General features: G+C 70.7%; 17 protein-coding genes. 5 read left to right on the top strand and 12 right to left on the bottom strand.

Annotated elements, in window-relative coordinates; all coding sequences use genetic code 11:
* Positions 1–53: 53 nt before the first annotated feature.
* The 6 genes from H4O13_12890 to H4O13_12865 form a co-directional block, all read right to left on the bottom strand.
* Positions 54–428, bottom strand: coding sequence for a DUF1161 domain-containing protein (locus H4O13_12890; protein MBE5316282.1), 375 nt, complete (start codon positions 426–428; stop codon positions 54–56).
* Positions 429–839: 411 nt separating this feature from the next.
* Positions 840–3,974, bottom strand: coding sequence for a CusA/CzcA family heavy metal efflux RND transporter (locus tag H4O13_12885; GenBank protein ID MBE5316281.1), 3,135 nt, complete (start codon positions 3,972–3,974; stop codon positions 840–842).
* A gap of 13 nt (positions 3,975–3,987) precedes the next feature.
* Complete coding sequence (locus tag H4O13_12880; GenBank protein MBE5316280.1) at positions 3,988–5,250, bottom strand: efflux RND transporter periplasmic adaptor subunit; 1,263 nt, start codon at positions 5,248–5,250, stop codon at positions 3,988–3,990.
* A complete protein-coding gene (locus H4O13_12875) occupies positions 5,247–6,512 on the bottom strand; it encodes a TolC family protein (GenBank protein ID MBE5316279.1) in 1,266 nt (421 codons plus the stop codon). The genes H4O13_12880 and H4O13_12875 overlap by 4 nt, the downstream gene beginning before the upstream one ends.
* 132 nt (positions 6,513–6,644) lie before the next feature.
* Positions 6,645–7,040, bottom strand: a complete 396-nt coding sequence (locus H4O13_12870; GenBank protein ID MBE5316278.1) for a hypothetical protein — start codon at positions 7,038–7,040, stop codon at positions 6,645–6,647.
* A 373-nt stretch (positions 7,041–7,413) separates the two neighbouring features.
* Positions 7,414–8,166 (bottom strand): GntR family transcriptional regulator, encoded by a 753-nt coding sequence (locus tag H4O13_12865; protein MBE5316277.1) that lies wholly within the window; start codon positions 8,164–8,166, stop codon positions 7,414–7,416.
* A 152-nt stretch (positions 8,167–8,318) separates the two neighbouring features.
* Here H4O13_12865 and zwf point away from each other — a divergent pair, with 152 nt between their 5' ends.
* The 5 genes from zwf (at position 8,319) to H4O13_12840 (ending at position 15,628) form a co-directional block, all read left to right on the top strand.
* Complete coding sequence (gene zwf / locus H4O13_12860; protein ID MBE5316276.1) at positions 8,319–9,785, top strand: glucose-6-phosphate dehydrogenase; 1,467 nt, start codon at positions 8,319–8,321, stop codon at positions 9,783–9,785.
* The gene (gene pgl, locus H4O13_12855; GenBank protein MBE5316275.1) at positions 9,775–10,500 is read left to right on the top strand and encodes a 6-phosphogluconolactonase; all 726 of its coding nucleotides are present in this window, start codon (positions 9,775–9,777) and stop codon (positions 10,498–10,500) included. The genes zwf and pgl overlap by 11 nt, the downstream gene beginning before the upstream one ends.
* 470 nt (positions 10,501–10,970) lie before the next feature.
* Positions 10,971–12,758 (top strand): phosphogluconate dehydratase, encoded by a 1,788-nt coding sequence (locus H4O13_12850; protein ID MBE5316274.1) that lies wholly within the window; start codon positions 10,971–10,973, stop codon positions 12,756–12,758.
* 1,156 nt (positions 12,759–13,914) lie between these two features.
* Complete coding sequence (gene eda, locus H4O13_12845; GenBank protein ID MBE5316273.1) at positions 13,915–14,565, top strand: bifunctional 4-hydroxy-2-oxoglutarate aldolase/2-dehydro-3-deoxy-phosphogluconate aldolase; 651 nt, start codon at positions 13,915–13,917, stop codon at positions 14,563–14,565.
* A gap of 250 nt (positions 14,566–14,815) precedes the next feature.
* Complete coding sequence (locus H4O13_12840; GenBank protein ID MBE5316272.1) at positions 14,816–15,628, top strand: undecaprenyl-diphosphate phosphatase; 813 nt, start codon at positions 14,816–14,818, stop codon at positions 15,626–15,628.
* A gap of 318 nt (positions 15,629–15,946) precedes the next feature.
* On the opposite strand, the gene H4O13_12835 is transcribed toward H4O13_12840, so the two are convergent.
* The 6 genes from H4O13_12835 to H4O13_12810 all read right to left on the bottom strand — a co-directional run bounded on the left by H4O13_12835 (position 15,947) and on the right by H4O13_12810 (position 21,700).
* The gene (locus H4O13_12835; GenBank protein ID MBE5316271.1) at positions 15,947–17,464 is read right to left on the bottom strand and encodes a DUF1501 domain-containing protein; all 1,518 of its coding nucleotides are present in this window, start codon (positions 17,462–17,464) and stop codon (positions 15,947–15,949) included.
* Between the two features lie 12 nt (positions 17,465–17,476).
* The gene (locus H4O13_12830; protein MBE5316270.1) at positions 17,477–19,396 is read right to left on the bottom strand and encodes a DUF1800 family protein; all 1,920 of its coding nucleotides are present in this window, start codon (positions 19,394–19,396) and stop codon (positions 17,477–17,479) included.
* A gap of 77 nt (positions 19,397–19,473) precedes the next feature.
* Complete coding sequence (locus tag H4O13_12825; GenBank protein ID MBE5316269.1) at positions 19,474–19,983, bottom strand: hypothetical protein; 510 nt, start codon at positions 19,981–19,983, stop codon at positions 19,474–19,476.
* A gap of 318 nt (positions 19,984–20,301) precedes the next feature.
* Entirely contained in the window at positions 20,302–20,991 is a 690-nt protein-coding gene (locus tag H4O13_12820) for a DUF3106 domain-containing protein (protein ID MBE5316268.1), read from the bottom strand.
* Positions 20,988–21,320 (bottom strand): hypothetical protein, encoded by a 333-nt coding sequence (locus tag H4O13_12815; protein ID MBE5316267.1) that lies wholly within the window; start codon positions 21,318–21,320, stop codon positions 20,988–20,990. Before H4O13_12815 ends, H4O13_12820 begins: the two co-directional genes overlap by 4 nt.
* Complete coding sequence (locus tag H4O13_12810; GenBank protein MBE5316266.1) at positions 21,320–21,700, bottom strand: hypothetical protein; 381 nt, start codon at positions 21,698–21,700, stop codon at positions 21,320–21,322. The genes H4O13_12815 and H4O13_12810 overlap by 1 nt, the downstream gene beginning before the upstream one ends.
* Positions 21,701–21,708 lie beyond the last annotated feature (8 nt).

Here is a 21,708-nt window from a genome sequence, read left to right as displayed (position 1 = left end):
CCTGGCCCGGGCGGGTGGCGGCCGGGAGACCGCCGCCGCCCCAAGGACATCGACTACATCTCGTGCTGGGCGAGCGTCTCCAGCGGCGCGGGCGGGCCCACGTGCAGGGCATCCGCCGCGCTGACCGGAGTGGCGGCGACCGGTGCTGCGGCCTCCGGCTCGCTCGGCGGCGTGCCGCGCTGGTAGGCGATCCGCGCGGTGCCGCCGTTGCAGCTGCCGACGATGCGGCCGACGTCCGTGGCGTTCGGCTCGACGATCTGCAGCTGGTAATGCTGCACGCCATTGGCCTCGATGCGCGCAGCGATCTCGGACTTCAGCGCTTCGCAGTCCTTGCGCGCCGTCTGCGCATGGGTGGGGGAGGCCAGCAGCCCCAGCGCGCTCAGCGCCAGGCTGGAGTGGAGGAGGGCGAGGGCAAGGCTGCGCTTCATGGCGGGCTCGTATGCGGTGGGCGACGCGGGCTGCGTCGGAACACAGGCTGCGCCCGCCAGCGGGCGGCGACAGGGAGCGCTTGTGGCGGAATGCGGGCAGCGACCGGAGCGCGCGCTGCGCTTGGCCCAACCTGCGGGGCGTCGTGCTTTTGTAGGTTGGGCCAAGCCGAAGGTGCGGCCCAACGGCGCGGCGTTGCAGGTTTCATCGAGGCTTGGGCGTGCGGTGTTGGGCGTGGCCTTGCAGGTCTCGTCGAGGTTTGGCCGTGCGATGTTGGGCCGCGCTGCGCTTGGCCCAACCGACGGGGCTGCGCTCGCCTCGACCTGCGAGACCCGGGCGGCAGGGTAGGTTGGGACACGCCGCGGGCGTGCCCCCACATCGCGGCGGTGATTCCTGCGGCGAGGTATAGCGCCTCAGCGCGGCACCTCCTCCTGCCGCCGGTGCACGAGGCGATACAGCGCCGGCAGCACCAGCAGGGTCAGCAGGGTCGAGCTCAGCACGCCGCCGATCACCACCGTCGCCAGCGGGCGCTGCACTTCGGCGCCTGCGCCCACCGCCAGCGCCATCGGCACAAATCCCAGGCTCGCTACCAGCGCGGTCATCAGCACCGGCCGCAGGCGGGTCAGCGCGCCCTGTTCGATGGCGGCATCCAGGCTCAAGCCTTCTGCGCGCAGCTGGCGGATGAAGCTCAGCATCACCAGCCCGTTCAGCACCGCGATGCCGGAGAGCGCGATGAAGCCGACGCCGGCCGAGACCGACAGCGGCAGGCCGCGCAGCAGCAGCGCCGCCACGCCGCCGGTCAGCGCCAGCGGCACGCCCGAAAACACCACCAGCGCGTCGCGGCCCGAGCGCAAGGCCAGCAGCAGCAGGCCGAGGATCAGCGCGAGCGTCAGCGGCACCACGATCGACAGCCGCTGTGAGGCGCTGATCAGCTTCTCGAAGCTGCCGCCGTAGCCGATCCAGTAGCCCGGCGGAAGTTCGACGTCGCGGCGGATCCGCCCGCGCAGGTCCTCGACGAAGCCGCCGAGGTCGCGGCCGCGGATGTTGGCGGTCACCACCACCCGGCGCTTGCCGTTCTCGCGGTGGATCTGGTTGGGGCCGGTCTCGATGCGCAGCTCGGCCAGCTCGGCGAGCGGCAGGCTGCGCGGCAGGCCCTCAGCCTGCGCGGGCAGCAGGATCGGCAGCGCGCCCAGTCGCGCCAGATCCGCGCGCTGCGCTTCGTCGAGGCGAACGACAATCGGCACCCGGCGATCGCCCTCGTAGTACAGCCCGGCCTCGACGCCGCCGATGGCCATGCGGATCGCGTCCTGCAGGTCGGCCACGCGTAGGCCGGCGCGGGCCAGCGCCTCGCGGTCGGGCGCGATCTGCAGCATGGGCAGGCCGGTGGTCTGCTCGACGGCCACGTCCTGCGCGCCGGGGCTGTTTTCCACCACCGCGCGGATCGCTTCGCCCAGGTTCGCCAGCGTGTCCAGATCATCGCCATAGACCTTGACCGCGAGGTCGGCGCGCACGCCCGAGATCAGTTCGTTGAAGCGCATCTGGATCGGCTGGGTGATCTCGTAGTTGTTGCCGGGCACGTGGTCCAGCACCGCCTGCAGCTCGGCGATGAACTGCGCGCGCGGCTTGCGCGGCTGGGGCCAGTCGCGGCGCGGCTTCATCAGCACGTAGATGTCGGCGACCGAGGGCGGCATCGGGTCGGTGGCGACTTCGGCCGTGCCGATCTTGCCGATCACGCGCTCGACCTCGGGCAATCGAGAAATGCGCGCTTCCAGCTGACCCTGCATGTGGATGGCCTGGCTCAGCGAGGTGCCGGGGATGCGCATGGCGTGCAGGGCGAAGTCACCCTCATCGAGACTGGGCATGAACTCGCTGCCCATGCGGCTGGCGGCGAAGCCCGCGCCCAGCACCAGCAGCGCGGCCACGGCCACCACCGGCAGGCGGGCGCCAAGCGCGCGGCGCAGCGCCGGCCGGTAGGCGCGCGTGGCCACGGACATCACCCGGCTCTCGTGCGCCTGCACGCGGCCGCTCAAGGCCACCGCGATCATCGCCGGCACGAAGGTGAGCGACAGCAGCATGGCCGCGGTCAGCGCCAGTACAACGGTCATCGCCATCGGGTGGAACATCTTTCCTTCCACGCCTTCAAGCGCAAAGATCGGCAGGTAGACCGCGGTGATGATGCCGACGCCGAACAGCGCCGGGCGAATCACCTCGGTGGTCGCCTCGGCCGCCAGCGCATAGCGTTCGCGCGCCGACAGCAGACGGCCGAGGCGCTGCTGTTCATCGCCGAAACGACGCAGGGCGTTCTCGATGATGATCACCGCGCCATCGACGATCAGGCCGAAGTCGAGCGCGCCGAGGCTCATCAGATTCCCCGACACGCCGGCCTGGCGCATGCCGATCGCGGTCATCAGGAAACTCAGCGGAATCACCGCCGCGGTGATCAGGGCCGCGCGCAGATTGCCCAGCAGCAGGAACAGCACGGCGATCACCAGCAGGGCGCCTTCGGCCAGCGAAGTCGCCACCGTGCGCACGGTGCGATCGACCAGGGCGGTGCGGTCGTAGGCGGTGACCAGGCGCACGCCCGGCGGCAACGAGGCGCGGATCTCCGCCACGCGCGCATCGACCGCGCGCGCCACCTCGCGGCTGTTGGCGCCGATGCGCATGAAGACGGTGCCCAATACGACCTCGCGGCCGTTCTCGGTGGCCGCACCGCTGCGCAGCTCCAGGCCTTCCTGCACGCGGGCGACATCGCGCAGGCGGATCAGCGCATCGCCGCGGCTTGCCACCACCAGCGCCTCCAGCGCTTCGATGTCCTGCAGCTGGCCGGGCACGCGCACCAGCACCTGCTCGCCAAAGCGCTCGATGTAGCCGGCGCCGACATTGGCGTTGCCAGCTTCGATGGCTTCGACCAGATCCTGCAGGTCCAGGCCCACGGCCTGCAGCTGCGCCAGATCGGGCGCCACCTGCAGCTCGCGCGCATGGCCGCCGATGGTGTTGATCTCGACCACACCGGGCACGCCGCGCAGCTGCGGGCGCACGATCCAGTCCTGCACGCCGCGCAGGTCGGTGGGCGTGTACGCGCTGCCGTCGGGCTTGCGGGCGTCCGGGTCGGCCTCGACCGTGTACAGGTAGATCTCGCCGAGGCCGGTGGCGATCGGGCCCATCGCAGGCTCCAGCCCCGGTGGCAGCTGGCCGCGCACTTCCTGCAGGCGTTCGGCGATCTGCTGGCGCGCCCAGTAGATGTCCGTGCCGTCCTCGAACACCACGGTGACCTGCGACAGGCCGTAGCGCGACAGCGAGCGCGTGTAGTCGAGCTGCGCCAGGCCGGCCAGCGCGGTCTCAAGCGGATAGCTGATGCGCTGCTCGGTCTCCAGCGGCGCGTAGCCCGGCGCCTCCGTGTTGATCTGCACCTGCACATTGGTGATGTCGGGCACGGCGTCGATCGGCAGCTGGCGCAGCTGCCAGGCGCCGAAGGCGGCCAGCGCCAGCACCGCGGCCAGCACCGCCCAGCGCTGCCGGATGGCGGCGTGGATCAATGAATCCAGCATGGTCGGTGCTCCCTCAGTGGTCGTGGCCGGCGCCGGACTTCTCGATGTCCGCCTTGATCAGAAAGCTCTGCTCGACCACGACTTCGTCGCCCGTCTTCAAGCCTTCGAGCACCTCGACCCAGTCGCCGTCGCTGCGGCCGAGTTCGAGCGGACGGATCTCGTATTCCTCGCCAACGCGGAGGAAGGCCACCTGCCAGTCGCGGAAGCGCTGCAGGGCCGACAGCGGCAGGCGCAGCGGCACTTGGTCGGCGCTGAGCAGCAGCGAGGCCTCGACCGCCATGCCCGGCCGCCACTGGCCGTCATCGACCGGCAGACGCGCGCGCGCGATCAGGCCCTGGCTGACCGCATCGGCCTGCGGCAGCACAGCCTGCAGCGGGGCCTCGATTTCGCGGCCATCGATCAGGCGCGTCAGCCGCACCGGCGTGCCGGGCGTGAGCGCCAGCGCTTCCGCGCCGAACACCGGCAGGTCGACGACGAGCGCCTCCAGCCGACCGATCACCAACAGCGGTGACTCGCCGGCCATACCGCCGAGCGCGGCCGCGCGCTCCAGCACAACGCCGTCGATCGGACTGCTCACCGAGTAGCGGCCGAGGCTGGCATTGCTCTCGATCTCGGCCAGCACCTGGCCGGCGCTGACGCGCTCGCCAATGTCTGCGCGCAGGCTGCGGATCAGGCCGGGGAAGCGTGCCGACACCGCCGCCTGCGCGCTGGCCGGCAGCACGACCCGACCCTGCGCGCGCAGGCGCTGTTCGATGCGTCCGCTGCCTACGGCTTCAACGCGAATGCCGATCTCATCGGCCGCGGCCTGCGCGATGCGCGTGCGGCCCTCGAAGCTCTCGTAGCGCCATTCGGCGCGGCGGTCTGCGGCTTCCGCACGCAGGGTGACCACGAAGCTGTGCGGCTCGCCGACCACGTCGCTGCCGACCAGACGATCGTTCTGCGGCCTCAGCGTGTGGGTGTCGACCTGGCCGCCCAGGCGTTCGAGCTGCACGCTGACCTCGGCGCTGGCGGGCGGCACCGGCTGGCCGTCCAGCCTGACCCAGGCGGCATAGCGCGGCGGCTGGCCGTCTTCCTCGATCTTGAGTTCCACCGAGAGGCCGTTGTCCTCGTGGAGACGGCCGCCGTTCGGACCCTTGGGCGCTTCGTCGGCGTGGTCTTCGTGGCCGTGCTCGTCATGGCCATGGCCGTGCTCATCCTCGTGCGCGTGCTCGCCGCAGGCGGCGAGGCCCAGCGTCAGCAGGACGAGCAGCAGGGTGTTGCGTGCGGGGCGGATCATCGGGCGTCTCCGGTGTGCGCGCCGGCGCCGAAGGGCTCGGCGGTCAGACGCTGCAGTTCGATCAGGGCGCGCTGCGCATCGGCGCGCGCGGCGAGCAGCTCCATGCGGGTGGCGAGCACGGCGTTCTGCAGGCTGGCCCACTCCAGCCAGGACAGCGCACCGCTGCGATAGGCCCGGGCCGCGCTGTCGGCAGCGCGCTGCTGGGCCGGCAGTACGCGCTGTTGCAGGCCCTCTGCGCGTGCGCTGTGGCGCTGGGCCAGATCGAGCGCGGCCAGGGCCAGGGCTTCCAGCCGCAGCGCCTCGGCGGCACGCGCGCTGTCGAGCGCGGCCAGCTCCGCCTCGGCGGCGGCGATGCCCGGCTGCGCGCGGCGCGCCGAGCCCAGCGGCAGCGAGAGGCCCGCAATGAGTGCGGTATCGCGCCCGTCCTGCAGACGTCGCAGTCCCAGCTGCCAGTCGAGGTCGAAGCTCGCAGCGCTGCGCGCGAGCTGAAGTTGGGCTTCCGCCAGCCGCTGCTGGTCGGCGAAGGCGCGCAGCTCGGGCGTGCGCTGCAGAAGCTCGCGCAGCTCGGCGGGTGAGGGCAGGGCAGGCGCCTGCGCGGGCAGGCTGGCGAGGTCGGGAGGGCTCGCATCGGCGGTCTCGCCCCAGAGCAGGGCGAGGCGCTGCCAAGCTGCGGCTTCGGCCTGTGCGCGTGCTTCGATCGCGAGCTCGATCTCGACCTCCGCCGCGGCGGCCGCGAGCGCCGCTGTTTCGGGCTCGGCGCCGCGCTCGAAGCGGGCGCGTGCCGCGCGGACAAGCTCGCGTCGAGCCTCCCGCTCGGCCTGCAGCAGGGGTGCGCGGTCCTGCCACTCGGCGAGCTCCAGATAGCGCCGTGCGACTTCGGCCAGCAGATCCAGTTCGCTGGCCGCACGCTGCGCGCCGAGCGCGTCGAGCCGACTGGAGGCGAGTGCCCGCCGCGCCTCGCGCTTGCCGCCGCGCTCCAGCACGCCGGCGAGACTGAGCGTGAGTTCGGCGCCCGAGAACCCGCCGAGTTCACCGCTGCCGGGCGCGTTCTCCAGCTCGGCTTGCAGCCGTCTCGCCGGTGTCTGCGCCGCGAGTTCGATGTCGGCAGCGAGCGCAGCCGTGCGTGCGGCGTAGCCGCGCAGATCAGGGTGGTTCTGGATGACGCGTTTCAGTGCCTCATCGAGGCTGAGTTCAGACGCAGCGGGCGCGGCCAGCGCCGGCCACGCCGCAACGACCGCAAGCGCGGTCCAAAGGCATCGCATGGGAGTCTCCGAAAGGGCTGGGGTCAGGGTCGCCGGTGGACGGCGACAGGCCTGGGAGCAGCGGGCGGGCGAGCGCGGCTCGGCGCGTGCCTCAGCGAGAGCTCACGGCCGAGGGAGCGAGCCTGCGCCGGTTCAGCCGATCGGAGGGCGCAGCGGGCTGTCGAGGCGAGGGGGCGCGGACTGCGCAGTGACGGCGGGGCAGGGCGCTTCCGGCGCCAGCACGGCGGGCGCCGAGGGCAGCCGCGGGCTGGGCGCCAAACTCAGGGCGCAACAGCTCAGTTCATGCGCGAGGAGATGCGCGAAGCCGTCCCAGCCGCTATCGGCGTGTTCGCCGTGGTGGGACTCAGCATGGACGTGCGCGTGGTGGGCCTCATGGCCCATCGCCCAGTGCGCCGTCGGCAGGCCCATGCCCAGCGAATCCACCGCCACATGCGCCGAGGCGAACGCACCCAGCGCCGGGAACAGCGCCGCCCACAGCGCGAGAGCCAGGCAGACGAGGCGCAGCGGCGTGGGCGGGAGGAGACACATGGGCGTGGAGTGTAGCGGGCAGGGCAAGGGCGTGAGCGCGCGGACATCGCCGGCTAGCAGGTTGGGCCAAGCCGCAGGCGCTGCCCAACATCCTGGGGTTGCAGGTAACGCCGAGGTTTGAGCGCGCGGTGTGGGGCCGCGCTGCGCCTGGTCAACCCTGCCGGCTGTTTGTAGGAGCGAGCTTGCTCGCGACCCAGACCGCGACCCGCACGCAGACCATGGGCGGGGCGCAGTCTGCGGTCGCCTGCGAGCAGGCTCCTACAAAGTGCGGGTGCGGCGCGAAGCGCTCGCCTCGGGCCGCTCTGCGAATCCCCAAACCCCGAATCCCAAACCCCAAACCCCAAACCCCAAACCCCGAATCCCGAATCCCGGCTCACTCGCTATGCAGCTCCGCCACGAAGTCGTAGGCATCGCCGCGGTAATAGCTGCGCGAGAACTCGACCACGCGGCCGTCGCGCAGGAAGCCGCGGCGTTCGATGTACAGGCCCGGCGTGCCGGGCAGCAGGTGCAGCAGGCGCGCCTGTTCAGCGGTGAACGCGATCGCGCGCAGGCGCTGCAGCGCGCGCACCGGGCGTCCGGCCAGACGGTCGAGCGTCTCGTACAGCGAGTCCTGCACCATTTCCGGATCGCGCAGGATTTCCTGCGGCACGGCGCTGCGCTCGATCGCCAGCGGTTCGTCGCCGGCATAACGAAGGCGCGTGAGTCGCACCACGCGCGCGCCGGGCGAGAGGTTGAGCGCCATCGCCTCGGCCGGCGTCACTTCACCGGTCTCGCGCTCGAGAAAACTGGAGCGCGGGCGCAGTCCGCGCGCGCGCAGGTCGTCGGTGAAGCTCGACAGCTTGCTGATCGCCTTGACGATGCGGTCGGCGATGAAGGTGCCCGCGCCCTGCCGCTGCACCAGCAGGCCGTCCTTGACCAGGCCGCTGATCGCCCGGCGCACGGTGACCCGCGACAGCTCCAGGCTCTCGGCCAGATCGCGCTCGCCCGGCAGGGCCTGGCCCGGCGCCAGCCGGCCGCTTTCAATGAGCCGGCGCAGGGCCTCGCGCAGCCGCATATAGGCCAAGGGGCGGCTGCCGATCGGCGCCACGTCCGTCTGGGCAAGCATTTCGGCGATCAGTCGATGCATACGTATACAAGACCAATAGGATACCGGGCGCAGCATAAGCCCCTTGAAAGCGCCTTGGAAAGGGGTAAATTCGCAGACCACCGGGCTTGATTGGTATGTCGATGGACTTCGGACCAGCAGACCGGAACCCCCCCGCCCATCCGAGGTAGCGCATGAGTCCGGCGATCGTTCCCGCCGATCCCTTCGATCTGGTCATCTTTGGCGGTACCGGCGACCTCGCCCTGCGCAAGCTGCTGCCCGCCCTGCTGCATCGCTTCGCCGACGGTCAGATCATGCCCGGCACCCGCATCCTCGGCGTCGCCCGCGACGAGGGCCTCGACGATGCGGGCTACCGCGCCAAAGTACGCGACTGGCTGCAGCCCGCCGCCCGCCCCGAACTGCTCGACAGCTTTCTGCCGATGCTGCAGTACCGCGCCCTGGATGCGCGCAAGGAAGCCGGCTGGGAGGAGGTCACCGCGCTGATCCAGCAAGGCGGCGAGCGGGTGCGCGTGTTTTATCTCGCCACCGCGCCCGACATCTTTGTGCCGATCTGCGAGCGCCTGCGCGACTGCGGTTTGAACGGGCCGTCCTCGCGGGTGGTGATCGAGAAGCCGATCGGCACTGACTTGGCGAGTGCGGCGCGGATCAACGACGCCGTCGGCCACTGTTTCGACGAAAGCCAGACCTATCGCATCGATCACTACCTCGGCAAGGAGACGGTGCAGAACCTCACCGCGCTGCGCTTCGCCAACGCGCTGTTCGAGCCGATCTGGCGCGCCGAGCACATCGACCACGTGCAGATCACCGTCGCGGAAACGGTAGGCGTGGAGGGCCGCGCGCCCTATTACGACCGCGCCGGTGCGATGCGCGACATGATCCAGAACCATCTGCTGCAGCTGCTGTGTCTGGTGGCGATGGAGCCGCCCGCCAGTTTCTCGGCCGACGCCATCCGCGACGAGAAGCTGAAGGTGCTGCGCGCGCTCAAGCCCATCACTGCCGCCAACGCCAGCCTGATGAGCGTGCGCGGCCAGTACCGCGCCGGTGCCGTCTGCGGCCAGGCCGTGCCGGGCTATCCCGATGAGCTGGGCGGCAGCTCGCGCACCGAGACCTTCGTCGCGCTGAAGGCCGAAGTCGCCAACTGGCGCTGGGCCGGCGTGCCCTTCTACCTGCGCACCGGCAAGCGCATGCCCGAGCGCGTCTCCGAGATCGTGGTGACCTTCCGCCCGGTGCCGCATTCGATCTTCGGCGAGGTCACCGGGCCCATCCACCCGAATCGCCTGGTGCTGCGCCTGCAGCCCGACGAGAGCGTGACCCTGTGGCTGACCAACAAGGTGCCCGGCCCCGGCGGCCTGCGTTTGCGCCATGTGCCGCTCGACATGAGCTTTGCCGAAACCTTCAGCGGCCTGCGCCATGTCGACGCCTACGAACGCCTGCTGATGGACGTGGTGCGCGGCAATCCCATGCTGTTCATGCGCCGCGACGAAGTCGAAGCCGCCTGGGTGTGGGCCGATCAGATCCTGGCCGCGTGGTCGGCCAGCGACGAGGCGCCCAAGCCCTACACCGCCGGCAGCTGGGGCCCGAGCGCTGCGGTCGCCCTGATCGAGCGCGACGGCCGCACCTGGAGTGACCATGTCGAGTGAGCGTGCCCGCGATGTGCCGCTGCTGATCCCGCAGCCGCGTGAGCGCGTGTTCGCCGGTGGCGCGGAACTCGCCCGCGGCCTGGCTGAGCGCGTCGCCACCGAACTTGACGCCGCCCTACGCGCGCGCGGTCGCGCCCTGCTGGCGGTCAGCGGCGGCAGCACGCCCAAGCGATTCTTCGCTGAACTGTCGAAGGCCGCCATCGACTGGCGCGCCGTGGAGATCACCCTCGCCGACGAGCGCTGGGTGCCGGCCAGCGACGAACGCTCGAACGCGCGCCTGGTGCGCGAGCAGCTCCTGGTCAACGCGGCGGTCGCGGCACGGTTCGTGCCGCTGCAGCGCGACGGCCTGACGCCTGAGACCGGCGCTGCAGCGATGGAGCGCGAGTTCGCAGCGCGACTGCCGATCGATGTGCTGATCCTCGGCATGGGCAATGACGGCCACACCGCTTCGCTGTTTCCCGGCGGCGACCAGCTTGATGCGGCACTCGATCCCGCGGGCACGCGCATGCTGCTGCCCATGCACGCACCCGGCGCCCCCGAACCGCGGATCACCTTCACCCTGCCGGCGCTGGTGGCGGCAAAGCATCTGCATCTGCACATCGAAGGCGCAGCCAAGCAGACCGTGCTGCGCGAGGCCCTGGCCCGCGGCAAGCTGCCGATCGCGAAGGTGCTGGCGGCGTGTGAGCGGCCGGTGGATGTGTGGACGTGTGCTTGAAGCCGGGATGGGGGATTCGGGATTCGGGATTCGCTGAGCAGGCGCACCGGATTCGCGAGCCTTCCAGGCAGATCGCTGTTTCAGCATGTGTTGGAGCTGGCGTTCACGCGAAACTTCGACACCTGAGCCCCTGTCCCGGTGGGAGAGGGGTGAACAGCGGAGCTGCTGCTCGCGCGACGCTTTCTCGCTTGAGCCCCTCTCCCGGTGGGAGAGGGGTTGGGGAGAGGGTCCGGAAGTCCTCTCGCGTCCCGCGCTTGCGAGCGATCGCCGAGTTCTCTGAAGCCCTGCACCGCGAGCCTCAGAGCGCCTGCTCCGACCGAACCCTCTCCCCCGTCCCCTCTCCCACGGGGAGAGGGGTGAACAGCGGCGCTGCTGCTGTGTTCGTCTGACCCGGAGCCCCCCATGAGCACCGCCACCCTCCCCTCCTGCCTCATATACACATCTGACGCTGCCGCCGACGCCTTTAGTCCATGCATAAGAGGTTTAAGGACGGCAGCCGCGAGACGCGTGCGGTCTACCTCGAACGCATTCGTCGGGCACGCGCGGAGAGCACCCATCGACGGGCACTGTCCTGCGGCAATCTCGCGCATGGCTTCGCCGCCTGCGCGGACACCGACAAGGACCGCCTGCGCTCCGGGGTCATTCCGAACCTAGGCATCGTCACCGCCTACAACGACATGCTGTCGGCGCATCAGCCCTACGAGCGCTATCCGGAGCTGATCCGCGGCATCGCCCGCAAGCTGGGGTACACCGCGCAGGTGGCCGGTGGCGTGCCAGCGATGTGCGATGGCGTCACCCAGGGCCGCGCCGGCATGGAGCTGTCGCTGTTCTCGCGCGACGTCATCGCGCTGTCGACCGCGATCGCGCTGTCGCATGACATGTTCGACGCCGTGGTCTGTCTGGGCATCTGCGACAAGATCGTGCCGGGCCAGCTGATCGGGGCATTGGCCTACGGGCATCTGCCGACCCTGTTCATTCCGGCGGGACCGATGCCCTCGGGCCTGCCCAACAGCGAGAAGTCGCGCGTGCGCCAGCTCTACGCCGAGGGCAAGGCCGGGCGCGAGGAGCTGCTGGAAGCCGAGGCCGCGAGCTACCACAGCCCCGGCACCTGCACCTTCTACGGCACCGCCAACTCGAACCAGATGTTCATGGAGATCATGGGCCTGCACCTGCCCGGTTCGAGCTTCGTCAACCCCGGCACGCCGCTGCGGGAAGCGCTCACTAAAGCCGCGATTGAGCAGATCTTTGCGATCACCCACGCCGCCGGCGACTACCGTCCGATCGGCGAGGTCATCGACGAGCGCAGCTTCGTCAACGCCATCGCCGGACTGCACGCGACCGGCGGCAGCACCAATCACCTGCTGCACCTGGTGGCGATGGCCGCGGCCGGCGGCATCCAGCTCAGCTGGGACGACTTCGATGCGCTCTCGCATGCGGTGCCGCTGCTGGCGCGCGTGTACCCGAACGGCAGCGCCGACGTGAACCATTTCCACGCCGCCGGCGGCATGGGCTTCATCATCCGCGAGCTGGGCCGCGCTGGCCTGCTGCACCTCAATGCACGCACCGTGTGGGGCGGCAGCCTCGCCGACTACGCGCAGGTGCCGCAGCTCGACGGCGAGCGCCTGCACTGGACAGCGCTGACCGCGCCGAGCGGCGATGAGAGCCTGCTGCGTCCGGTCGATCGCCCCTTCCGCGCCGACGGTGGCCTGCGTCTGCTGCAGGGCCCGCTGGGCCGCGCGGTCATCAAGGTCTCGGCGGTGCAGGACGACCGCATGGTGGTGCAGGCGCCGGCGCGCATCTTCCACGAGCAGGACGAGGTCAAGGCCGCTTTCGAGCGCGGTGAGCTGGAGCGCGATCTGATCGTGGTGCTGCGCTTCCAGGGCCCGGCCGCCAACGGCATGCCCGAGCTGCACAAGCTGACCCCGCTGCTCACCGTGCTGCAGAAGCGCGGCTTCCGCGTGGCCCTGGTCACCGACGGCCGCATGTCGGGCGCCTCGGGCCAGGTGCCGGCGGCGATCCACTGCACGCCCGAAGCCGCCAAGGGCGGTGGCCTGGCACGTCTGCGCGATGGCGATGTGGTGACCGTCGATGCGGTCAACGGTCGCCTCGACGTCGCCGTCGACCCCGCCGAATTCGCCGCCCGCGAGCCGGCCGTGGCCGACCTCAGCCACTACCACAGCGGCTTCGGTCGCGAGCTGTTCGCGGCGATGCGCGCCACGGTCGGCGCCGCCGATCTCGGCGCCAATTCGCTGCCGTGAGCGCGCGACCCATAGGGTGGGTCTTGACCCACCATAAGCTCAACGCTCGCCTCGGTCTTGTTCTGCGCTCGCGTTGTTTGGAGCGAAGCGCAAGATCTTTCGGTCCGTCCTGCGGCCGGCCCGACCTCGCTGCTGTCATAGGGTGGGTCTCGACCCACCATGAGCTCCACACTCGCCTCGGTCTTCTTTCGTCGCTTCGTCGCTCGAAGCGAAGAGCAAGAGCTTTCGGTCCGTCCTTCCGCGCTCCCAAAGCATGGCCATCCATGGCCATTCCCGCGTGCGGCCGGCCCGACCTCGCTGCTGCCATAGGGTGGGTCTTGACCCACCATGAGCTCCACACTCGCCTCGGTCTTCTTTGGTCGCTTCGTCGCTCGAAGCGAAGAGCAAGAGCTTTCGGTCCGTCCTTCCGCGCTCCCAAAGCATGGCCATCCATGGCCATTCCCGCGTGCGGCCGGCCCGAGTCCCTTTTCTTTGCGTGGCCACTGCGCCGCAGGAGCGGCGCGAACGCCGAAGGCGGCCCCGAAGGGGCGGGGGGCAGGATGCCCGGAGTCAAGAAAAGGAACCAAAAGAAAGGCCACCCCTCGTCCGCGCCCTCTGCGCATCCGTGCGCAGAGGGTTCGCGTGAGTCGGTCGGGGTTTTCGGACAGGCCCTCCCTGGCCTGTCGAAAACCTTGGCCGCATCCATGCGGCCAACCCTGCGGGCGGATCGACCGCCTCCCGCCGCTCCCCAGGGGCCCCTTGGAAGAGCGCGGGCTCCTGCCCGCAAGAGCCACAGCCAAAGCCAAAGCCAAAGTCCAAAGCCAACGCCAACGCCAACGCCGCTCAGGCTGCCCGGTAGGTTGGGCCAAGCGCAGCGCGGCCCAACGACGCACCTCGATGCCGCCAGCGCGATCGGATCTGCGGGGCCGCATCCTGATCCCGATGCTCCCCGGCTGGCGCCCCGCATCGAGTCTTCCGCCAACACGTCGGGCGACATCGGCACGCGACATCCGCTCCCCAGGGGCGGTGGTTTTGCGGCTTCAGCCGCTGCGAACTCCGGCTACGACCCCGCTGCGCGAACTCCACCGCCGACGGCCGCTGTACGCAGCGCCCGGCCTGCCACATCCTTCCAACGCTTCGATCCCGCGCTGACCGCGCGTCTACCGGAACCCTCGCCATGAACCTGCTCGAATCGCACACCCATCGCCTCGCCACGATCCTGGATCTCGCCCCGGTGGTGCCGGTGGTGGTGGTGCATCACATCGAACACGCGGTAAAGCTTGCTCGCGCACTGGTGGCGGGCGGCATTCCCGCGATCGAGGTGACTCTGCGCACGCCGGTGGCGCTTGATGCGGTGCGCGCGATTGCGGCCGAGGTCGAAGGCGCGGTGGTCGGCGTCGGCACGGTGATCGAGCCGCGACAGTTCGATGAAGCGCTGGCTGCCGGCGCGCAGTTCGCCGTGTCGCCGGGGGCGAGCCCGAAGCTGTTGGCCGCCGCGCGCGCGCACGCGCTGCCCTGGCTGCCGGGCGCGGCCACCGCCAGCGAGTGCATGGCCCTGTTCGAAGAGGGCTACCGCCTGCTCAAGTTCTTTCCGGCCGAGGCCGCGGGTGGCGTCAACGCGCTGAAGGGCTTCGGCGGGCCATTGCCGCAGCTGAGTTTCTGCGCGACGGGCGGCATCAGCCTCGACAACGCGCCGAAGTACCTCGCCCTGCCCAATATCCGTGCCGTCGGCGGCAGCTGGCTGACGCCGGAGTCCGCGCTTGCCGCGGGCGACTATGCGCGCATCGAAGCCCTGGCGCGCGAGGCCGCGGCGCTCAAGCGCGCATAGGGCGGGTTCTGGGCGGCCCTGGGCTTCGCGCTGGTCGCGGTCCTTCAATCCCATAGGGTGGGTCTCGACCCACCGATGCTGAGCGCTGCGACCGTCCATGGATCGCCCTGTGTGGACCCAGCGGCAACACGCGCCGAGGATGTGGTGAGGCCGAGTTCCGGTGGGTCAAGACCCACCCTGTGGGCATCGAGACCACTGAATCCTCGTCGTACCGGCTACCCTGTGTGGCTTCGCCCCGTGCCGCGCGCCCATGAGCCTGATCGAGATCGTCGTCCTTGCCCTGCTGCAGGGCTTTACCGAATTCCTGCCGGTGTCGAGTTCGGCGCATCTGATCCTGCTGCCAATCTTCGTCGGCTGGAAAGATCAGGGCCTGGCCTTCGACCTCGCACTGCATCTCGGCAGCCTGATCGCTGTGCTCGTGTACTTCCGCACCGACCTCTGGCACATCGCGCGTGACCTTGCCGCCAGCTTTGCCGGGCGCGGCGTGAGCGCGAACGCGCGGCTCGGCTGGTCGGTGGCGCTGGGTACGATTCCCGTGGGACTGGCCGGGCTCGCCTTCAAGCCGGTGGTGGAGACCACCCTGCGCACGCCGGAAGTCGGCGCGCTGGTGATGGCCTTCGGCCTGATCTTCTTCGGCCTGCTGCTGGGCTTGGCCGACTGGCGCTTTCGCGGCGAGCGCACGGTCGAGCAGATGGGCTGGAAGGACGTCGCTGTGATCGGTTTCGCGCAGGCGCTGGCGCTGATTCCCGGCACCTCGCGCTCGGGCATCACCATGACCGCAGGCCTGTTCCTCGGGATGAGCCGTGAAGCGGCTTCGCGCTTCTCCTTCCTGCTGTCGATCCCGGTCACTGCGCTGGCGATCCTGCTCAAGCTGCTCGATCTGTTCGAGCCCGGCGCGGTGGTGGACTGGCAGGCGCTGGGACTTGGCACCGTGTGTTCGGCGATCGCCGCCTATCTGTGCATCCACTACTTCCTCGCCTTCATCCGCCGCATCGGCATGCAGCCCTTCGTGATCTACCGTCTGCTGCTCGGCGGCCTGCTGCTGTGGCTGTTCTGGCCGTGAGCGTGTGCGCTTGGCGTTGAGGTGGGGCGGGGGCGTGTTGAGGGATCAGGCCGTTGGCACGATCCACATGCAAGCGCATCGATGAAGCTGCCGGGTCAAGACCCACTTGCGCGCATGGATGAAGCCGGTGGGTCAAGACCCACCCTATGCTGCAGACGCGTGATCGAGCCCGCAGCACGAGTTCGACTCCATCGCGCGAACGCCATAGGGTGGGTCTTGACCCACCGCTCTGGCCCTGACGCTTTGGCCAAGATCACGCGCATCGCGATGCCCAATCCCCGATGCCCAATCCCCAATCCCCAATCCCCAATCCCACCCTCACGCCATGAACCCGAGATCCCGGCTCGCGAAGTTGGGCAGGTTGGGGAAGATCGCGTCCAGCGCGCTGCTGTCGGTCACGCCCATCCAACGCGCGAGGGTGGCGCCGAACTGCTCGACGCCGGTGGTCGGGATGTACTGGCCGCGCGAGAAGCTCCAGTCCTGGTTGGCGTTGTCGTCGGCGTCGAGCTGCAGGTTCGGGTAGCGGCCGTACAGCCGCCCGCCGTTGACCGCGCCGCCCAGCACGAACTGGTTGCCGCCCCAGGCGTGGTCGCTGCCGTTGCCGTTGCCCGACAGGGTGCGCGCGAACTCGCTCATGCTGAAGGTGGTGACCTCGCTGCGCGCGCCGAGCTCGCCGAGTGCCTCCCAGAACGCGCCGATCGCCTGGTTCAGCTGGGTCAGCAGGGCGCCGTGGCCGCTGGTCGCCACCGGTTGGCCGGCGGCGAACATGCCGCTGTGCAGGTCGAAGCTGCCGAAGCGCACGAAGTAGACCTGCCGCTGCGCGCCGAGCGTGCGCGAGACCTTGATCATCCGCGCCACCATCGCCAGCTGGCCGCCCAGCGTGGTGTCCGGGAAGGGCGTGGCGAGGCGGCCGTCGGGTGACTCCAGCAGCCCGTACAGGGCCTCGCCCACGGCCAGACTGCGCGCGCTGGTGGCAGCAAAGTTGCGCGCATACGGGTTCGACTGCGGTGCCGCCAGCAGGGCGTTCAACACCGCGCGCCGCGCCTCGGGGAAGTTGTTGGCGGCTGCGCCCTGGCTGTACTGGTCGAGCAGGTTCACGCCGCCGCTGTCGATCTGGTAGGGCAGGATCTGGTCGCCAACCAGGAAGCGCGCGCTGCCGGCCAGCGAGATCGCCGGTGACAGACCGTTCGGCAGGGTCGCAAAGCCGGCGCGCGCGGCGACGCGGCCGCCCCAGCCGTACTTCGCCAGCGGGCTGCTGGTGTCGGTGAGGCCGAGCTGCCAGAGCAGCTCCTGGTCGTTGTGCGAGAACAGCTGCTTCGGCCGCGGCGCGCCGGCGTTGTACTCGGCCTTGCTGAGCGGCTGCACCAGCGGGCCGGTGTTGCAGACGAAGGCCAGCCGGCCGGCGTCGAACAGGCTCTTCAGGCCCGGCCGCGCGCCGGACAGATCGAAGTCGGCGCAGGCCGGATGCAGGCCGAAGCCGCTGGACGCGCCCTGCGGGCTGATCGGCAGCAGATCGTTGAAGCCGAGCGCGAGCCCGGCCGGATTCGCGCCGGACCACACGCCGCCGCGCGCCGCGCGGTAGCCGTCGTAGCGGCTGCCGCCGAGCTCGCTGTCGCGCGGCACCAGCAGGTTGTAGCTGTCGTTGGCGCCGGCCAGGTAGACGCAGACGAGCGCGCGGTAGTCGTTGCCGGCCTTGCCCTGCGCGGCATGCGCGCGCGGCAGCAGGGCCAGCTGGGGCAGAAAGGCCTGGGTGCCGGCGGCGGCCAGGGCGCAGCCGAGGCCGGTCAGCAGGCGGCGGCGGGCGAGGCTCTTGGGCGTACTGATCTCGATGGTCATGGCAAGGCTCCTTCAGTACTGCAGGGCGAATTCGGGTGAGATCGCGATCAGGTGGATCAGGTTGAGCGCCTTGCGACGCGGATCGGCCACCGCCATCGGCCCGGTCACCAGATCGATCAGCAGCTGACGCATCGAGGCGGACATCCGGCCGGCGAGCAGGCGCTCGTCGAGCGCATCGACCAGGGCGGCCGGGTCGCTCGGCAGCGCTTCGAGTTCGGCCGGCGGCAGGTAGGCGAGGTTGGCCGGCACGCTGAAGGGCGTGCTGGTCTGGCCGCTGCGGCTGTAGCCGGCCCACAGCCGCGCCCACAGGTCATCGCTGGCGGTGACCACGCTGGTCTCGTTGACGATCTGCAGCTCGGGCGCGTACAGGCCGCGCTCGGCGAACTCGCCGGGCGGCTGGTAGTCGGGCTCGTAGAAGTTGAACACCGAGGGCGCGCCCAGCGGACGCTGCTGGTAAGCGCGCTCCGGCCGCGTCAGGCCGATGCCGCCGCTGCTGCCGGGCTGGGCGCCGAAGGCCCGCCACACCGCCAGCAGACCGAGCATGGGCTCGCGCAGCTTGCCGAACTCCGGCCCGGGCCGGTTGTTCATCGCCTCGGCGTCGAGCAGCACCGCGCGCACCACTGCGCCGAGGTTGCCGCGCACGCCGCTGCCGTCGTTCTCGAACACCTCGGCGACGCGGCGGATATAGCCGGGCGAGGGGTTGCTGGTGACTAGGCGCTGGATCAGCTGGCGCGCGACGAAGGGTGCGGCGTTGGGATGCGCGGCAAGGCTGGCGACCACGGTGTCGACCTGGTCATCGCAGTAGTCGATGCAGGCCTGCCGATCCTGCGCCGGCGTGCCGGCGTGGCAGGCGACGGCGCTCGGCCCGAGGGTGATGCCGGCGAGCAGGGTCTTGCGGTCGTGCGGCGCGGGCAGCACCGCATAGCTGTCCACCGCGGTGGCGCTGCGGCCGGTGTCGGCGTAGCGCGGGTAGCAGACCATCGGCGCATAGCGGTCTGGATGCATCAGGCCGCTGCCCTGGTAGCTCGGCGGCGTCTGCGCGTACAGCAGGGTGGAAAAGTTGCAGGCGCTGCCGGTGCAGCCGCAGTTGCGGTTGATCGCGACGCCGCCGGGGCTGGCCGGGCCGGTGCAGGCGAAGGCCAGGCCGGTGAAGGCCCGCGCGGTGGCGCCGATCAGGGCCTGGTCGTAGGTCTGCTGCGGCTGGCCGTCGCCGCCCAGCACCGGACTGAAGTCGAGGTTGCGCTCGACCAGGCCGATCGAGAACAGCTGCATGACCTCGCGCGCGTAGTTCTCGTCCGGGCTCAGCGGGCTGGGGCCGAGCACGCCGTTGGTGTAGCTCCAGTCGGTCTTGCTGTTGCGCAGGTGGCTCAGGTACGCGCCCATCGCCGGGCTGCGCGTCACCGCGCGCAGCAGGTCCTCGTAGCGGCCGAAAGCGTGGCGCAGCAGGGTGTCGTTGTACTCGGCCACCGCCTGCACTTCGCCGTCGAGCGGGCTGCCGTCGGCGTCGCTCACCACCAGCATCTGCGACAGCGCATAGGCCACCTTCTGGCGCAGCACATCGGGGGCGTCGAGCTGGGTGCGGAACCAGCGCTCAAGGCGCAGCGGGCGATAGGCCGGGCCATTGCGCGGATCGACCAGCACCGCCGCGGCGATGGCGCTCTCCACCGCCGGCCGCTGCAGGCTGATCGGCGCAGCCATCTGCGCGTCGATCCAGGCCGCGTATCCCTGCTGCATCAGCGCTTCGGCCTCGCCCGGTCGCGCGCCAAAGCCCGCGCGCTGCAGAAAGCGCACGGCTTCGGCGCGCGAGCGCGGCGCCGGCGGCGGGGCCTCGAAGCCGCCGCCATCGCCACCGAACAGGGCCTCCGCCCGCGCGGAGGGCAGCGGCGCACACAGCAACAGCAGCAGGACGAACACGGCAAGGCGCAGCGTCATGACGGACCTCCCGCCCGCAGGCGGCAATGGGTGGATGCGAGAGCCAGCAACGCGCGTCGCTGTGTTCGGTTGACGCGCTACCAGGGGCGGGTGGATTCGAAGCGGGCGCCGAAGATGAAGTCGCGCGGAATCGGGTCCTCGACCGGCTCGCCGAGGGCGCCGCGGCGCACCCAGTCGTGCACCAGGGCCTGCAGCTCCCGCGAGACCGCGCCGCCCGGCGGCATCGGCTGGCCCACGTCAGGGCTGCTGCAGTTCAACTTCTGAACCAGCAGGCTGCGGGCGGGGTCGCCCGGTTCGACCAGCGCCAGCGAAGACGCCTGACTGCTGGGCTGGCCGACCAGAAAGAGCACCGCAAAGCGCTGGTTCGACAGATCGAGCCCGGCCGCCGGCTGGCTGCCGAGGTGACAGTTCTGCCCGCAGCCGGCTTCGGCATTCAGCCGCTGCCAGACCTCGGGCCACTGCACGTCGAAGCGCAGCGGGATCGCGTCGAGATCGGCGCAGCCGGAGGCGGCCTGCGCCTGCGGCAGCAGCAGGGACAGGACGCTGATGAGAGCGGCCGTAAGGCCGCCGGGTGATCGATTCGCCATGTCCGCGCTCCGCTACAGGTTCTCACCGGCAACGCAGGGGGACGCAGCCGGTTGACTGCGGACGGCATGCCTGCGGCGGACTGCGCGCGTCTGTCGCTGGCGGAGACGCGATCGCCGCGCGGCGGCGGAGCGCCGCACAGGCACTCCGCTGCAGGGCGCGTCGTGTCGCCCCCTTCGTGGAGGCATCGATTCGACGCTGTGGGCGGCGCTTGACGCGTGCGCCGCCCCCCGCACGCTTGCACCCGAATCCCGAATCCCGAATCCCGAATCCCGAATCCCGAATCCCGAATCCCGAATCCCGAATCCCGAATCCCGAAACTAGCGCCTCAGCAGCCGCGCCTCGCGCTCGGCCGGCGTCATCGCCATCAATTCTTGCCGCAGCACTTCGCGCTGCTCGGCGGGCAGGGTCTCGAACTCGGCGCGCAGCGCGCGTCGGGCTTCCGGGCTCAGGCTGCGGACCATCGCCCAGCTGGCTTCGCGCTGTTCGGGCGGCAGGTGGGCAAAGGGGCCGGGCGGACGCGCCTGGCCGCTGCGGCGCATGGCCTCGGCGCCCTGCACGAAGGCGCGACGCTCGGCCGGGCTCATCGCCTCGAAGCGGCGGCGCAGTTCGCGGCGCTGCTCGGGCGGCAGGTTCTGGAACTCGCGGAAGCGCTGCTGCAGGCGCTGTTGCTGCTCTGGAGTAAGTGCCCGGTAGCGTTGATGGGCCTCACGCAGTCGCTGGCGCTGCTCGGGCGGCAGGCGCTGCCATTCGGCCAGACGCTCGGCGGCGCGCGCGCGCTGCTCGGGGCTCATGCTCACCCAGCGCTGGGCGCCGCGGCGCAGCTGCTCGCGGGTCGCGGCATCCAGGCTGTCCCAGCTGTCGGCAAAGGGCGTCAGCACGCGCTGCTCCGCGGGCGGCAGTGCGGAAAACGCGGTGTCCTCAGCCTGCACCGCTGGCGCCGCCAGCAGCGCCAGGCTCAGCAGCGCCGCGCGTGCGAAGGCGGTTAATCGGTGGAATCGGCGGTTCATCGGTCATCTCCGCGCGGCCGCTCGGCGGCGGTCGCTTCGGCTTCGGGTGGGGTGGGGCGGGCGCTGGAAGACGCGCGGGTCGCGATAGGCGCCGGCTCGCGCCTGGGCTCGGCCTCGACGGTGGGCGATGAGGCTGCTGCGCCCGTGGCTTCCGCCTCGGCCTGCGCGCGTTCGAGCAGGCCGAGTTCGGGCACTTCGCCCCCGGCATCGGCGAATTCGGCCAGGAACAGCAGCAGCTCGGCATCGACCTCGGCGGCGGGACGGTCTTCCGCCAGCGCCGACAGCGGTGCGGCGAGCGCGAGCAGCAGCGGCAGCGCCGAGCCGCGCATCAGCCTTCCCAGGCCTCGTCGTCCTGCTGGCTGTCGAGCCAGGCGTAGAACTCGAGCTCCTCCAGCAGGGCCGGTTCGACGTCTTCGCTGAGCAGGGCGAAATCGCTGCTGGCCGCCGGCAGCGGCGGCGCGGGCGGGCTCAGCAGTCCGGGCACCAGCACCAGGGCCAGCGCCGCGCTGGCGGCCAGCGCCAGGCCGCCGACACGCAGCGACCAGCGCCAGCCGCGGCGGCGCGCGGCGGCGGCGTCAAGCGCGGCCTGGCGGGCGCGGTTGAGCCGCGACAGGGTGGCGGCATCGAGCCCTTCGACCGAGCTGTCCAGCGCGCGACGCAGGCGCTCGCGGCCTTCGGGGAGATCGTCCTGCGGGGTGGGCGTGTGCATGGCGGCGC

The sequence above is a fragment of the Lysobacterales bacterium genome, from assembly GCA_014946745.1.
Taxonomy (GTDB): Bacteria; Pseudomonadota; Gammaproteobacteria; order Xanthomonadales; family Xanthomonadaceae; genus Aquimonas.
The sequence above is the reverse complement of the archived record's forward strand: the minus strand, read 5'-3'. Positions and strand labels throughout refer to the sequence as shown.